This is a genomic window from Arthrobacter sp. SLBN-122 (assembly GCF_006715165.1).
Classification (GTDB): Bacteria; Actinomycetota; Actinomycetes; order Actinomycetales; family Micrococcaceae; genus Arthrobacter.
The window spans coordinates 1,972,369-1,986,652 of the sequence record NZ_VFMS01000001.1; the positions used below are offsets into that span (position 1 = coordinate 1,972,369).

The 14,284-nt window shown below is 67.3% G+C and carries 12 protein-coding genes; 10 read left to right on the forward strand and 2 right to left on the reverse strand.

Translation table 11 applies throughout. The features are described 5' to 3' along the window. Positions 1-80 precede the first annotated feature (80 nt). The 9 genes from FBY36_RS09245 (at position 81) to FBY36_RS09285 (ending at position 10,070) form a co-directional block, all read left to right on the forward strand. Entirely contained in the window at positions 81-875 is a 795-nt protein-coding gene (locus FBY36_RS09245) for an IclR family transcriptional regulator (RefSeq protein WP_142118769.1), read from the forward strand. A gap of 121 nt (positions 876-996) precedes the next feature. Next, positions 997-2,274, forward strand: a complete 1,278-nt coding sequence (locus FBY36_RS09250) for a cytochrome P450 (RefSeq protein ID WP_142118770.1) — start codon at positions 997-999, stop codon at positions 2,272-2,274. 5 nt (positions 2,275-2,279) lie between these two features. After that, entirely contained in the window at positions 2,280-3,359 is a 1,080-nt protein-coding gene (locus tag FBY36_RS09255; protein ID WP_142118772.1) for a PEP/pyruvate-binding domain-containing protein, read from the forward strand. A gap of 67 nt (positions 3,360-3,426) precedes the next feature. After that, positions 3,427-5,289: a PEP-utilizing enzyme gene (locus FBY36_RS09260; protein ID WP_235008771.1), complete on the forward strand. Its 1,863-nt coding sequence runs from the start codon at positions 3,427-3,429 to the stop codon at positions 5,287-5,289. A gap of 37 nt (positions 5,290-5,326) precedes the next feature. After that, positions 5,327-6,070, forward strand: a complete 744-nt coding sequence (locus FBY36_RS09265; protein WP_235008772.1) for an SDR family NAD(P)-dependent oxidoreductase — start codon at positions 5,327-5,329, stop codon at positions 6,068-6,070. 50 nt (positions 6,071-6,120) lie between these two features. Further along, positions 6,121-6,441 (forward strand): 2Fe-2S iron-sulfur cluster-binding protein, encoded by a 321-nt coding sequence (locus tag FBY36_RS09270; RefSeq protein ID WP_142118777.1) that lies wholly within the window; start codon positions 6,121-6,123, stop codon positions 6,439-6,441. Between the two features lie 2 nt (positions 6,442-6,443). After that, entirely contained in the window at positions 6,444-7,745 is a 1,302-nt protein-coding gene (locus FBY36_RS09275; protein ID WP_235008773.1) for an NAD(P)/FAD-dependent oxidoreductase, read from the forward strand. Positions 7,746-7,785: 40 nt separating this feature from the next. After that, complete coding sequence (locus FBY36_RS09280; RefSeq protein ID WP_142118779.1) at positions 7,786-8,556, forward strand: HD domain-containing protein; 771 nt, start codon at positions 7,786-7,788, stop codon at positions 8,554-8,556. Continuing rightward, the gene (locus FBY36_RS09285) at positions 8,553-10,070 is read left to right on the forward strand and encodes an aldehyde dehydrogenase family protein (RefSeq protein ID WP_142118781.1); all 1,518 of its coding nucleotides are present in this window, start codon (positions 8,553-8,555) and stop codon (positions 10,068-10,070) included. The genes FBY36_RS09280 and FBY36_RS09285 overlap by 4 nt, the downstream gene beginning before the upstream one ends. Positions 10,071-10,226: 156 nt before the next feature. Here the strand turns inward: FBY36_RS09285 and FBY36_RS09290 are convergent, their stop codons facing one another. Further along, entirely contained in the window at positions 10,227-10,799 is a 573-nt protein-coding gene (locus FBY36_RS09290) for an MOSC domain-containing protein (RefSeq protein ID WP_142122566.1), read from the reverse strand. A 61-nt stretch (positions 10,800-10,860) separates the two neighbouring features. On the opposite strand from FBY36_RS09290, the gene FBY36_RS09295 reads away from it, so the two are divergent. Further along, entirely contained in the window at positions 10,861-11,832 is a 972-nt protein-coding gene (locus FBY36_RS09295; protein ID WP_142118783.1) for an alpha/beta hydrolase, read from the forward strand. 32 nt (positions 11,833-11,864) lie between these two features. Here the strand turns inward: FBY36_RS09295 and FBY36_RS09300 are convergent, their stop codons facing one another. Then, positions 11,865-14,261 carry an ATP-binding cassette domain-containing protein gene (locus FBY36_RS09300; RefSeq protein ID WP_235008775.1) on the reverse strand — a complete coding sequence of 799 codons (2,397 nt, stop codon included), beginning with the start codon at positions 14,259-14,261 and terminating at the stop codon, positions 11,865-11,867. Positions 14,262-14,284: the final 23 nt, after the last annotated feature.

The following is a 14,284-nucleotide window of genomic DNA, read 5'->3' on the forward strand; positions in this document are numbered from 1 at the left end:
CCCGGAGCCGTTCCCGCGCTTAGACTCTTTCCGGACGCTGCCGGCACCTTGGGCCCAGCGCCAGGAGCGAGGAGGCCCCCATGGCCGGCGGAAGCCGCGACCCCGGTCGCACCGTGACGTCCAAAGTGCTGTCCATCCTGGAAGCCTTCGAGACCTCCCGCGGCGCCCTGAGCCTGACCGACATCGCGGACAAATCCGGGCTCCCGCTCAGCACCGCGCATCGGCTGGTGAACGAACTGACCGACTGGGGATTCCTGTCGCGGGAACCGAACGGCCGTTACCAGCTGGGGATCCGGCTGTGGGAGCTGGCGCAGAACACCGGCCGCCAGCTGCGCGATGCCGCCCACCCCTACATTCAGGACCTGTTCTCGCTGACCGGCGAGACGGCACACCTGGCGATCCGGGCCGGCAATGAGGTCCTGTACATCGACCGGGTCTACGGCTCCAAGCGCGTGCCCCGCGCGTCCCGGGTGGGCGGCCGCCTTCCCATGCACGCCACCGCCGTTGGAAAAGTCATCCTGGCGTTCGAAGACGACTGGGTGCGCGACGCCTACCTGCACCGGGACCTGGAACGCGCCACCGCCCACACACACATCGACCCGCAAAAATTCACCGCCGAGCTGGCGGACATCCATGCGCAGGGCTACGCCACCACCCTTGAGGAAGTGCGGCTTGGCTCCTGCTCCATAGCCGTCCCGGTGTTCCACACCGGTCGGATCGGCGCCGCCATCGGCCTGGTGTTGCCCACCACGCAGGCGTCCACCATGATCAGGTACCTTCCCGTCCTCAAGGGCATATCGGCCCAGATCGAAAAGGCCACGGCGCGGATCCCCCTGGAGACCCTGATCGGCGTGCACAAAGGCACGCGCGGCTGACGTTCGTTTCCGTCCAGTGGAAGCGGACGCTGTCCCCGCCCGGTGATGTGGACCACACTGGTCACTAAGAAACCCCTGCCACCCTGAAGTGCCGGGCGGAGCCAAGTCACCAGGAGTCAACATGTCATCGTCGACAGAAACGGCTGGCCGCTGTCCTTTCGGGTACGGCGCCGAAGCCCCCGCCGGGCACCACGGCTACGAACCCTTCCAGATGAAGGATCCCTTCACCGCCTACGCAGAGCTCCGGGCCGAGCAGCCCGTGATGTTCGATGAGCGTACCGGCCTGTACGTCGTCTCCCGCTACGACGACATCAAAGCCGTCTTCGAGGACTGGGAAACGTTCTCCAGCGAGAACGCCCAGGCCCCGGTCCGGGAGCGGGGAACCGCCGCGAAAAAGATCATGGAAGAGGGCGGCTTCACCGCCTACTCCGGCCTGTCCGCCCGCCGTCCGCCGGAGCACACCCGCATCCGCGCCGTGGTGCAGAAGGCCTTCACGCCGCGCCGGTACAAGGCCTTGGAACCGTTCATCCGGCAGAACGTGGTGGACCTGCTCGAAAAGATGCTTGCCCGCGAAGAGCGCCGCGGGGACCTGGTCAAGGACCTGGCCTACGACGTTCCCACGATCACCATCCTCACCCTGATCGGGGCCGACGTTTCCCAGGTGGACACGTTCAAGCGCTGGTCCGATTCCCGCGCCGCCATGACCTGGGGCGACCTCAGTGACGAACAGCAGGTCCCGCACGCCCACAACCTGGTGGAGTACTGGCAGGAATGCCTGCGCCTGGTTCGGGTGGCCCACGAACAGGGCGGCGACAACCTCACCGCGGACCTGGTCAAGGCCCAGCAGGACGGCGCCGAGATCTCGGACCACGAGATCGCCTCGGTCCTCTACAGCCTGCTGTTTGCCGGGCACGAGACCACCACCACCCTGATCTCCAACGCCCTGCGCGAGCTGCTGGCGCGTCCGGAGCAGTGGCAGCAGCTGGTGGAGGATCCCAAGAAGATCCCTGCCGCCATCGACGAGGTCCTCCGCTACGCCGGCTCGATTGTCGGTTGGCGCCGCAAGGCCCTGAAAGACACAGAGGTGGGCGGCGTGCCCATCGAAAAGGGCTCGCAGTTGCTGCTCCTCATGGGCTCGGCCAACCGCGATGAATCCAAGTTCACCGCCGCCGAGGACTTCGACATCACCCGGCCGAACGCCCGCGAGCACCTCTCTTTCGGGTTCGGCATCCACTACTGCCTGGGCAACATGCTCGCCAAGCTGCAGGCGAAAATCGCGCTCGAGGAAGTGGCCCGGCTCGCGCCCGCGCTGCAGCTCGACGCCCCGGAGGACATCGCCTTCCGTGAAAACCTCTCCTTCCGTGTTCCCGAGACCGTTCCTGTCACTTGGAAGGCCTAAGCACTATGCAAAGCAACGATTACGTCCAGTTCTACGACGGCGGTATCGAGCCGAAGCTTGAAAACCTCGGCGGCAAGGGTGCGTCACTGGTCACTATGACCTCCGCCGGCATGCCCGTTCCGCCCGGCTTCGTCGTCACCACCGCGCAGTTCGATGCCTTCATGGACGAAGCCGGGATCACGGCGAAGATCCACGAACTGCTCGCCGGGCTGGACCCGGAGGACACGCGGCAGGTTGACCAGGTGTCCGCAGCCATCCGCGAGGACATCTGCTCCCGCCCCGTACCTGAAAAACTGCGCAGCATGACCATCGCCGCCTACGAATTCCTGATGGCCCGCTTCGACGCACCCGTCCCCGTGGCCGTCCGCTCCAGCGCCACCGCCGAGGACCTTCCGGACGCTTCCTTCGCCGGCCAGCAGGACACCTACCTTTGGCTGGACGGCGTCAAGGCAGTCACCGACCACATCCGCCAGTGCTGGGCGTCGCTCTACACGTCCCGCGCCATCATCTACCGGCTCAAGAACAGCATCCCCAACGAAGGCCTGTCCATGGCCGTGGTGGTGCAGAAAATGGTCAACTCCAGGGTTTCCGGCGTGGCCATCACCATGGACCCCACCAACGGCGACCGGTCCAAGATCACCATCGATTCCTCCTACGGCGTGGGCGAGATGGTGGTCTCCGGCCAGGTCACCCCGGACAACATCGTGCTGGACAAGGTGACGCTCGCCGTCGTCAGTGAACACCTGGGTGACAAGCACGCCGAGCTGGTCCCGGACGCCGGTGCCAAGGGGCTGGTTGAACGCGAGGTCGACGACGAACGCCGCGGCCGCCGCAGCCTCACCGACGCCGAGCTCACCGCCGTCGCCCAGATGGCCAAGCGGGCCGAGAAGCACTACAAGTGCCCGCAGGACATTGAATGGGCCCTCGACGCCGACCTCCCCGACGGCGAAAACCTGCTCCTCCTGCAGTCCCGGCCGGAAACGGTTCACTCCTCCAAGCCGTCCCCGGTGACCGCGCCCCAGCCCGTCGTCACGGGCGGCTATTTCAGCGGATTCAGCACCCCCGCGCTCAAGCCCACGGCCTGACCCCCATCAGAGGCTTCACCCCCACCAAGGCTCACCGCCGAGCCCTCCTGAAAGGACCGCCATGTCCATGAAGTCGTTTCCCAAGCCCTCCGAGCTGCCGGTTCCCGCCGGCGCCGAAGGTTGGGAAAAGCTCTACCCCTACTACCTGGTTTTCCAGGACAAGCTCAAGGAGCAGGAGGACGCCAAGTTCTGGTTCTGCGACAGCCAGCACTGGCCCACCGTGTTCAAGCCCTTTAAAACCATTGGCGGCGAATTCGCGGTCAAGTGCCTGGGCCAATACAACGCCCGCCACCTGATGATCCCCAACGCCAACGGCATCGAGTTCCGCATCCACCTGGGCTACCTCTACATGTCTCCCATTCCCGTCCCGGAGGACCAGATCGCCGCCCGCGTGCCGCTGTTCGAGCAGCGCGTCGGCCACTACTTCCAGAACTGGGAGCAGCTCCTCAAGGACTGGCACGTCAAGGTCAAGGACACCATCGCCGAGATGGAAACCATCTCCTTCCCCAAGCTGCCGGACATGGTCCCCCTGGAGGACATCACCTCCGGCAAGGGCAAGGACGGCTCCGAGAAGCTCCTGGAAAGCTACGACCGGCTCATCCAGCTGGCCTACCAGAACTGGCAATACCACTTCGAGTTCCTGAACCTGGGCTACATCGCCTACCTGGACTTCTTCAACTTCTGCAAGCAGGTCTTCCCCAACATCCCGGACCAGTCGATCGCCAGCATGGTCCAGGGCGTGGACATGGAACTGTTCCGCCCCGATGACGAGCTCAAGCAGCTCGCCAAGCTCGCCGTCGAACTGGGCCTCCAGCCCCACTTTGGAAACACGGACGACGTCGAGGCTACTTTGGGTGCCATCGCCGCCGCCCCGGGCGGGGACCGCTGGCTGGCCCAGTACGAAGGTGCCAAGGACCCGTGGTTCAACTTCACCGTGGGCAACGGCTTCTACGGCCACGACAAATACTGGAACGTGAACCAGGAAATCCCACTGGGCTACATCGCCGACTACATCCGCCGCGTGGACGAGGGCCAGGAAATAATGCGTCCCGTCGAGGCCCTCATCGCCGAACGCGACCGCATCATCGAGGAATACCGCGACCTCCTCGAAGGCGACAACCAGGCCGTCTTCGACGCCAAGCGCGGCCTCGCAGCCACCGCCTACCCCTACGTGGAGAACCACAACTTCTACATCGAACACTGGACCATGGGCGTCTTCTGGCGCAAGATCCGCGAACTCTCCCGCATGATGCATGCCGAGGGCTTCTGGACCCAGCCGGACGACCTGCTCTACCTGGGCCGCAACGAGGTCCGCGACGCCCTCTTCGACCTGGTCACCGGGTGGGGCGTGGGTGCCAAACCCATCGGCCCCGACTACTGGCCCGAGGAGATCGAACGCCGCCGCGGCATCGTGGACGCCCTCAAGACTGCCCGCCCCGCGCCCGCCCTGAACACCCCGCCCGCGTCCATCACCGAACCCTTCACCCGTATGCTCTGGGGCATCACCACCGAACAGGTCCAGCAGTGGCTGGGAGCCGGTGAAGAAGTGGAAGGCGGCGGACTGCGCGGCATGGCCGCCTCGCCCGGCGTGGTGGAAGGCCTGGCCCGCGTGGTCACCGACGCGGACCAGCTCTCCGAGGTTCAACAGGGGGAGATCCTGGTGGCCACGGTGACGGCGCCGTCCTGGGGTCCCATCTTCGGCAAGATCAGCGCCACCGTCACGGACATCGGCGGCATGATGAGCCACGCCGCGATCGTGTGCCGTGAATACGGTTTGCCGGCCGTTACCGGCACGGGCTCCGGGTCCACCACGATCAAGACCGGCCAGCGGCTGCGCGTGGACGGCACCAAGGGCACGGTCCAGATCCTGGACGCCGAGGACGACCTCGTGGTTGCCGGACCCGGCGCCCACAGCCACAGCCATGTCTGAACGGGCCATGCTCCCAGGAGAATATTCCGCTCAGGGCATGAGTGAGAAGACTGTCCTCATCACGGGCGCCGCCGGCGGGTTGGGCAGGGCGTTCGCGCTCGGCTTTGCCGGCCGTGGATACCAGGTGGCGGTGGCGGACATCAACCTCGAGGGCGCCGAACAGACCGCCAAACTGGTCCGTGAAGCCGGCGCCCACGCCGCTGCCTTCGCCGCAGACGTGACCGACATGGATTCCACGGAGCAGCTCGCCGCCAGCTGCGCGGAGTTCGGAAACGGACGCATCGACGTCGTCCTCAACAACGCCGCGGTTTACGCGGGGGTGACCCGCAGCCGCTTCGAGGACATCGATCCGGCCGAATGGGACCTGGTCATGAACGTCAACCTCAAGGGACCCTGGCTGGTGACCCGCGCCGCGAGCCCCTACCTGGCGGAAGGCGGCCGCGTCATCAACCTCTCCAGCGCCACGATCTTCAGCGGCTCCGAGCAATGGGCGCACTACGTCGCCTCCAAGGGCGGCGTGGTGGCACTCACCCGGGTCATGGCCAAGGAACTGGGCCGCCGGGGGATCACGGTGAACGCGATCGCCCCGGGCTTCACGCTCACGGAAGCCAGCTACGGGCTGATGGAGAACGCCGAGAACTACGGCGTGGACCGCGGGGCCATCAAACGCGCCAGCCAGCCCGAGGACATCGTGGGCGCCGCCCTGTTCCTCGCCGGGCCGGACAGCTCCTACTACACCGGCCAGACCATGGTGGTGGACGGCGGCCGGCAGTTCATCTGACCGGCCACCCCCGCCACCATCGAAACCAACTTCAATCAAGGAGGACCACAATGCCAACGGTTCACTTCACCGACGCAGAAGGCACCGTCCGGGACGTCGAAGGCAATGCAGGCGATTCGGTCATGGAAACCGCGGTGCGCAACGGCGTCCCCGGCATCGTGGCCGAATGCGGCGGCTCGCTGTCCTGCGCCACCTGCCACGTCTTCGTCCGCGAGGACTGCGCCTCGCAACTTCCTCCCATGGAGGACATGGAGGATGAGATGCTCTACGGCACCGCCGTGGACCGTGGAGACAACTCCCGGCTGTCCTGCCAGCTCCGCCTGACGGAGGAGCTCGAACTGTTCGTCACCACCCCCGAAACCCAGGTGTAGCCATGAGAACGCAGGCAGTGGAGCAGGAAACCGGAATGGCCACGGTCCCCACCAGGACCGGGCTCCTGATCATCGGCGCCAGCCAGTCCGGCGTGCAGCTGGCCGTATCGCTCCGGGCGCTCGGCTTCGACGAACACATCACCCTGTTGGGGGACGAGGACCACCGGCCCTACCAGCGGCCTGCGCTGTCCAAGGAGTTCCTGCAGGGCACCGTGGAAAGCGAATCCCTCATCTTCCGGTCCAACGACTACTGGGCCGAGCACAACGTGGACCTGGTCAAGGGCGAATACGTCGTGCGGATCGACAAGGAAGCGGACGGCTCCGGGGTGGCACATGCGTCCTCGGGCCGGGAGTTTCCGTTCAAGCGGCTGGCCCTCACCGTGGGCGCCCGCGCCCGGAAGCTGGAGATTGACGGCAGCGGCCTGGACGGCGTGCTCTACCTCCGCAACGCCGACGACGCCCTGGCACTGAAGGCGAAGGTGGGCGACGCCACGGATGTGGTGGTGATCGGGGGCGGGTTCATCGGCCTCGAGGCCGCGTCCAGCCTGCAGAAGATGGGGAAAAATGTCACCGTGCTCGAGTTCGGGCCGCGGCTTGTGGGCAGGGCCGTGGGGGAGCAAACCGCCGAATACTTCCTGCAGGCCCACCGGTCCCGCGGCCTGGATATCCGCCTCAACACCAGCGCGTCGCGCTTTACCGCTGACGACGGCGGCACCCGGGTAGCCGCCGTCGAACTCCAGGATGGGACGGTGCTGCCGGCACAGATCGTCCTGATCGGCATCGGCGTCATTCCCAACACCCAGCTGGCCGAACAGCTGGGCCTCACCGTGGATAACGGCGTGGTGGTGGACCGGTTCGCGCTGGCCTCCGACGGCACCACGGTGGCCGTGGGGGACGTCGCCAACATGCCCAACCCCGTTCCCGGCTCCGAGCCCGGGGAGCGGATCCGGCTGGAAAGCGTCAACAACGCCATCGAGCACGCCAAGGTGGCCGCGTATTCGCTGACCGGACGGCGCGAGGAGTACGCCGGAATCCCGTGGTTCTGGTCCAACCAGGCGGACCTCAAGCTGCAGATCGCCGGCCTGTGCAACGGCTACGACCAGACCGTGGTCCGGGACGACCGGGAACGCGGGAAATTCAGCGTCCTCTACTACCGGCAGGACCGCATCATCGCCGCGGACTGCGTCAACGCGCCGCTGGACTTCATGGCCGTCAAGAACGCGCTCGCCAAGGGCCTCAACATTCCCGCTGATGCCGTGGCAGACCCCGGCATCCAACTCAAGACCATCACCACGGACAGCTGACTGCACCCAGACAGTAGGTTGGCCAACCCGAAGGAGCATTATGAGCACCCCCAAGACGCCGTTTGCCCCGGCGGGGCCCGGCACCGCCGCTGGTAGCGCGCCCGGCACCGCACCGGACACCGGCGACGCCCTGGCCGATGCTTTCGCCGCGGAGTACAGCGTCCGCCCCATCCCAGCCCCCGGACCCGTGGACACCACCCCCATCGCCGGCACGCCCGCGGCCCTGGACTCGCTGGACGCGCTCTGGAAGGCAGTGGTCCACGAAACCAGGACCCGCGGCAACGACATCCACTTGCCCATCTCGCTGGCCTTCGCCGAGCGGCTGTGCCGGGCCTACCCGGACGCGGATGCCGAACTGGTGCGGGTGGCCACGCTGCTGCACGACACCGGCTGGGCGCACGTGGATGAGTCCCGGATCCTCTCGGAAGGCTTCACGGGGGACTGGCGAAAGGCCACCATCCGCTATGAGCACGAGAAGCAGGGCTGCGACGTGGCCCGCCGGGTCCTTCCCGGCCTGGGCTATTCAGGCAGATTCGTGGAACAGGTCTGCGAAATTATCGACGGCCACGACACCCGGCCCGTGGCCCGCTCACTGGAGGACGCGCTGATGCGTGACGCCGACAGGCTGTGGCGGTTCGACCACGCCGGCATCGCCCTGGCCTCCTCCTGGTTCGGGATGGATCCCGCCACCTACACCGACCGGCTGGCCACCGAAATCGTCCCGGAACTCATCACCCAGGCTGCCGTGGAGATGGCCACCGCGGACCTCTGCCGGTCCAACGCCCTGCTGAAGACGGCGGTGATCCGATGACCTCCGCCACGCACGACGCACCGGCCCTGGCCACGCGGTCCGGCCTGGCCCTGCCGCACACCCACGTGGACACCATCTACGTTGACGGCGCCTGGCAGCGGTCCCGGGGCACCGGCCGGAACCCGGTCACCGACCCCGCCACCGGCGAAATTTGGGGCTCGGTCCCGGACGGCACGCCGGAGGATGTTGACGCCGCCGTCGGCTCCGCCCAGAAGGCCTTCGACGGCGAATGGCCCCGGCTGGCACCATCCGAGCGGGCCGCTTACCTGCTCCGGATCGCCGACGAAGTGGAGAAGCGCGCCGACGAACTCTCCCTGACCAACTCGAGGGAGAACGGATCCCCCGTAGCTGAGTCGTCCGGTGCCGCCGCCAACGCCGCCGGCATCCTCCGCTACTTCGCCACTCTGGCCGGATACCTGGAACAGGAGGATATCCGCCCCTTCCCGCGCGGCGGCGGCGAATCGGTGGTGCGGCGCGATCCCCTGGGCGTCTGCGCCCTGATCGCCCCGTGGAACTTCCCCATCAACCTGGTGATGATCAAGCTGGCGCCGGCGCTGCTGGCCGGCTGCACCGTGGTGATCAAACCGGCGTCCCCCACCCCGCTGTCCATCCGGGTGATCATCGACGCCATTGCCGCAGCAGGCGTCCCGGCCGGCGTCGTCAACCTGGTCACCGGCTCCGGCCGCCTGGGTGACGTGCTGGTCAAGCACCCTGGAGTGGCCAAGGTGGCGTTCACGGGGTCCACGCCGGTGGGCCGCAAGATCGCCGCGGCCTGCGGCGAGCTGCTGCGCCCGGTCACGCTGGAGCTGGGCGGAAAGTCCAGCGCCATCGTGCTGCCGGACGCGGACCTGGACGCGATGTCCCGGGTGCTCATCAAGTCCTCCATGCGCAACACCGGGCAAACCTGCTACATCTCCACCCGCATCCTGGCCCCGGTCAGCCGCTACGACGAAGTGGTGGACATGGTTACGGCCACCATCGCCGCCGGGAAACAGGGTGATCCGCTGGATCCCGAGACGGTGTTTGGCCCCTGCGCCACCGAATCGCAGTACCGGACGGTGCTGGAGTACGTGGAGTCAGGGCTGGCCGAAGGCGCCCGGGCCACCACCGGCGGGCGCGCGGCCTCGCTGGCCGGGGGGCTGGAGAACGGCTACTTCGTGGAGCCCACGGTGTTCGCCGACGTCACCCCTGACATGCGGATAGCCCGCGAAGAGATTTTCGGTCCGGTGATCACCATCCTCAAATACAACGACGCCGGCGGCAGCGTCGAGGAGGCAGTGGCGCTGGCGAACAACACCGAATTCGGCCTGGGCGGCCTGGTGTTCGGCCGGGACGAGGACGCCGCGCTCGCCGTGGCGGACCGCATGGACACGGGATCGGTGGGACTGAACTTCTTCGCCTCCAACCACTCCGCCCCGTTCGGCGGCCGGCACGACTCCGGGCTGGGCACCGAGTACGGGATCGAGGGCCTCAACGCCTACCTGAGCTACAAGTCGATCCACCGGAAAAGGTAGGCATTCTGCGTCACGCCGGGCAGGCTTTCAGGCAGCGCACGACGGCGGGAGCCGGGTTTCCGGGGATTCCCCGCCCAAAGTGGGCCGAAAGCGTGCCGTGCGTGACGCCGTTGTCCGTCTTACGTCTTGCGAGGGCGTCCCACTAGCGCAGGCTTGCTAGGGCAGCCTGGAGGGCCGGAGGACGCTCGCCTCGCCTGCCCGCGCAGGGTCCAGCGGCACTGGGCTGACCAGCACGGCAGGACCCCGGTGCAGGAAGCCGCTGGAGACGGCCCGGCAGCGGATGCCGCCGCGGCCGCGCATGGCTGGATGTGCGCCGGGGGCGAGCATTTCGTTCATCCATGCGCAGGGCTGGGCATGCCGCCCGCCGTGCAGGGTCACCGAGGAGCCGCCGGATTGCAGCACAAAGTCCTGTCCCAGCAGCGGTGCCAGCTGGGCTCCGCGCAGCACCACGTTCCGGCGGGTCAGCAGGGGATCGAACGGAGCTGCGCCCAACTCGGCGGCGATGGCCTCGAGGGACTCCACGGCGAACAGGGTCACCGCAGCGTCCATGTGCGCGGCCTTGCCGAAGAACCGGTCGCCCGCGATGCCCTTGCCGGCCACCACCTCCGCCTGCCCGGCATCGGTGGTAGGGACGTCGGCGGCACCGTCGCGGGCACGGCCAAAGTAGGCATGCGCGGGGGATACCAGCAGGTGCAGGATCTCGACGTCGTACCGGAACTTTTCGGGCATATGGCCAGCGTAGGCCAGCCCGGCATTGAAATCCTGCCGCCGGATGGAAGGATCAGGAACCATGAATATCTCGCCTGCCGGCCAAGCCAGCCCGCTGCCCAGGAAACGGACGGCTCTTTTCTGGGCATCGGCGGGGTGCGCCGCCGCCCTGATGGGGGTTGCGCTGTGGATGCTTGCCGGGAACCCCGCCGTCCTGGGCGGCCACCCGCTGCTGCCGGGCATCCTGCTGGCCGCGGCAGCCGCCGGTGCAGCCTGGGCAGCCCTGCTCTGGCTCCGCCGGGATGTCCCCCGGCCCCGCTCCCGCGTCCGGGCCGTCGGGGCATGGGCCGGCAGCCTGGCCGTCCTGGCGCTCGCTGCCGGGCTGGCCTGGCTCAGCCCCTTTGCCTACCAGCCGGGCCCGACGGCGGAGGCCGGGCCGGCATCGGACCTCACCGTCACCGAAACTCCCACCGCCATCACCATGTCACCCGATGGCGGCACGACCAAGGGTCTGGTCTTCTACCCGGGCGCCCGGGTGGATGCCCGCGCCTACCAGGACATCCTTGCCCCGGTCGTCGGCGCCGGATACCGGGTGGTCATCCTGAAGGAGCCGCTCGGGCTCAGCCTGCTGGACGGCAATCAGGCCCGGTGTGCCATCGAGGCGAACACGGACGTCACCAGCTGGGCGGTGGGCGGCCACTCCCTGGGCGGGGTGTCGGCCTCCTCGTTCGCCCTCAACAACACCGATGCCACTGGCCTGGTGCTCTACGCCTCCTATCCCGTGGAATCGCTGCGGGAACGGACCGGCCTTTCCGTCCTGTCCGTCTCCGGGACCAAGGACGGACTCAGTACGCCGGACAAGATCCAGGCCTTCCGGGAACTCCTGCCCCCGGACACGGAATTCGCCGCCGTCCAAGGCGGTGTGCACGCGTTCTTCGGTGACTACGGTGCACAACCCGGCGACGGCGAGCCCGGCATCAGCCGCAGCGCGGCACAGCAACAGGTCGCCGCCGCCACGATCAGCTTCCTGGAGCGGCTGCCGGGAAGCCGCTGACGCAGCGTCCCCAGCAGACTCAGCCGCCGGCTTCAGGCCCCGACGTACGCCGCCAGGTGCTGCCCGGTGAGCGTCGCCCGGCCGGCCACCAGCTCGGCCGGGGTGCCCTCGAAAACGATCCTGCCGCCGTCGTGCCCTGCTCCGGGACCGATGTCGATGATCCAGTCGGCGTGTGCCATCACCGCCTGGTGGTGCTCGATCACGATCACCGACTTGCCCGAATCCACCAGCCGGTCCAGCAGGCCCAGGAGCTGTTGGACGTCGGCCAGGTGCAGGCCAACGGTTGGCTCATCCAGGATGTAGACGTCGCCGGTCTCCGCCATCTGCGTGGCGAGCTTGAGCCGCTGGCGCTCGCCGCCGGACAGGGTGGTCAGCGGCTGGCCGAGCGTGATGTAGCCCAGGCCGACGTCCGCAAGGCGTTCCAGGACCTTGTGCGCGGCCGGGGTCCTGGCCTCGCCCTCGGCAAAATACGCCAGCGCTGCGTCCACGGACATGGCCAGCACGTCCGCGATGTTCTGGCCGCCCAGGGTGTACTCCAGGACGGCGGGCTGGAAGCGGCGGCCCTCGCAGTCCTCGCAGGTGGATTCGACCGTGGCCATCACGCCGAGTTCGGTGAAGATCACGCCCGCGCCGTTGCACGTGGGGCAGGCGCCTTCGGAGTTGGAGCTGAAGAGTGCCGGCTTCACGCCGTTGGCCTTGGCGAAGGCCTTGCGGACGGGCTCCAGCAGGCCGGTGTAGGTGGCCGGGTTGCTGCGCCGGGACCCCTTAATGGCGCCCTGGTCGATCACCACCACGCCCTCGCGCATGGCCAGAGAACCGTGGACCAGCGAGCTTTTGCCGGACCCGGCCACGCCCGTCACCACACACAGCATGCCAAGCGGGACATCCACATCCACGTTGTGGAGGTTGTTCGTCGAGGCGCCGCGGACCTCCAGTGCCCCCGTCTGCTGGCGGAATGAATCCTTCAGCCGGGCGCGGTCGTCCAGGTGGCGTCCGGTGATGGTGTCGCTGGAACGCAACCCGTCCACGTCACCCTCGTAGACAATCTCGCCGCCGCCGGTGCCGGCCTTGGGGCCGAGGTCGACGACGTGATCGGCGATGGCGATCATCTCCGGCTTGTGCTCCACCACCAGGACAGTGTTGCCTTTGTCCCGGAGCTGCAGCAGGAGGGTGTTCATCCGCTCGATGTCGTGCGGATGGAGCCCGATGCTGGGCTCATCGAAGACGTAGGTGACATCGGTCAGGGAGGAACCAAGGTGGCGGATCATCTTGGTCCGCTGCGCCTCGCCGCCGGAGAGGGTGCCGGCCGGGCGGTCCAGCGAGAGATAGCCCAGGCCGATTTCGGTGAAGGACTCGAGAAGGTCTTTGAGGCCCACGAGCAGCGGGCGGACGGAGGGTTCGTCCAGGCCACGGATCCATTGCGCCAGGTCGCTGATCTGCATGGTGCAGAGGTCCGCGATGTTCTTGCCGTTGATTCGTGCGTTGAGCACCTCCGGAGTGAGCCGCGTTCCGCCGCAGTCAGGGCAGGTGGCGAAGGTGACAGCCCGTTCCACGAACCGCTTCACGTGCGGCTGCATGGCCTCCACGTCCTTGGAGAGCATGGACTTCTGGATTTTGGGGATGATGCCCTCGAACGTGAGGTTGACGCCCTCCACCTTGATCTTGGTGGGCTCGGCGTACAGCATCGTGTCCAGCTGCTTCTTGGTGAATGTGGCGATGGGCTTGTCCATTGGCAGGCCCATGCCTTCGAACAGGCGCCCGTACCAGCCGTCCATCGAGTAACCGGGGACGGTGAGCGCTCCCTCGTTCAGGGACTTCGATTCGTCATAGAGGGCGGTCCGGTCAATGTCGCTGATGTTGCCCATGCCCTCGCAGCGGGGGCACATGCCGCCGAGGTAGGTGACCTGGCGGACCACGTTCTTTTCCACCCGGCCGCCCTTTTCGGTGCTCATGATGCCGCTGGCTTTGCGGGTGGGAACGTTGAAGGAGAAGGCGGTGGGCGGACCCACATAGGGTTTGCCCAGGCGGCTGAACAGGATCCGCAGCATGGCGTTGGCGTCGGTTGCGGTGCCCACGGTGGAGCGCGGGTTGGCGCCCATCCGCTCCTGGTCAACGATGATCGCGGTGGTCAGCCCTTCCAGCCGGTCCACATCGGGGCGGGCCAGGTTGGGCATGAAGCCCTGCACGAACGCACTGTAGGTCTCGTTGATCATCCGCTGCGACTCGGCGGCGATGGTGGCGAACACCAGGGAACTCTTGCCCGAGCCGGACACGCCCGTGAACGCAGTGAGGCGGCGCTTGGGCAGCTCAAGGCTGATGTCCTTGAGGTTGTTCTCCCGCGCGCCCTGGACGCGGATCAGGTCGTGGGTGTCAGCGATATGGGTCCCGGTGTTCTCTGTGTCCGCGTCCGTGGTGATGTCCGTGCTCAAGGTGTCCCCCTCTTCCTGGAGCG

Bases quoted from the DNA above. Each gene is read 5' to 3' on its own strand.
- FBY36_RS09245 (WP_142118769.1), top strand. From the start codon at position 81: ATGGCCGGCGGAAGCCGCGACCCCGGTCGCACCGTGACGTCCAAAGTG.
- FBY36_RS09250 (WP_142118770.1), top strand. From the start codon at position 997: ATGTCATCGTCGACAGAAACGGCTGGCCGCTGTCCTTTCGGGTACGGC.
- FBY36_RS09255 (WP_142118772.1), top strand. From the start codon at position 2,280: ATGCAAAGCAACGATTACGTCCAGTTCTACGACGGCGGTATCGAGCCG.
- FBY36_RS09260 (WP_235008771.1), top strand. From the start codon at position 3,427: ATGAAGTCGTTTCCCAAGCCCTCCGAGCTGCCGGTTCCCGCCGGCGCC.
- FBY36_RS09265 (WP_235008772.1), top strand. From the start codon at position 5,327: ATGAGTGAGAAGACTGTCCTCATCACGGGCGCCGCCGGCGGGTTGGGC.
- FBY36_RS09270 (WP_142118777.1), top strand. From the start codon at position 6,121: ATGCCAACGGTTCACTTCACCGACGCAGAAGGCACCGTCCGGGACGTC.
- FBY36_RS09275 (WP_235008773.1), top strand. From the start codon at position 6,444: ATGAGAACGCAGGCAGTGGAGCAGGAAACCGGAATGGCCACGGTCCCC.
- FBY36_RS09280 (WP_142118779.1), top strand. From the start codon at position 7,786: ATGAGCACCCCCAAGACGCCGTTTGCCCCGGCGGGGCCCGGCACCGCC.
- FBY36_RS09285 (WP_142118781.1), top strand. From the start codon at position 8,553: ATGACCTCCGCCACGCACGACGCACCGGCCCTGGCCACGCGGTCCGGC.
- FBY36_RS09290 (WP_142122566.1), bottom strand. From the start codon at position 10,799: ATGCCCGAAAAGTTCCGGTACGACGTCGAGATCCTGCACCTGCTGGTA.
- FBY36_RS09295 (WP_142118783.1), top strand. From the start codon at position 10,861: ATGAATATCTCGCCTGCCGGCCAAGCCAGCCCGCTGCCCAGGAAACGG.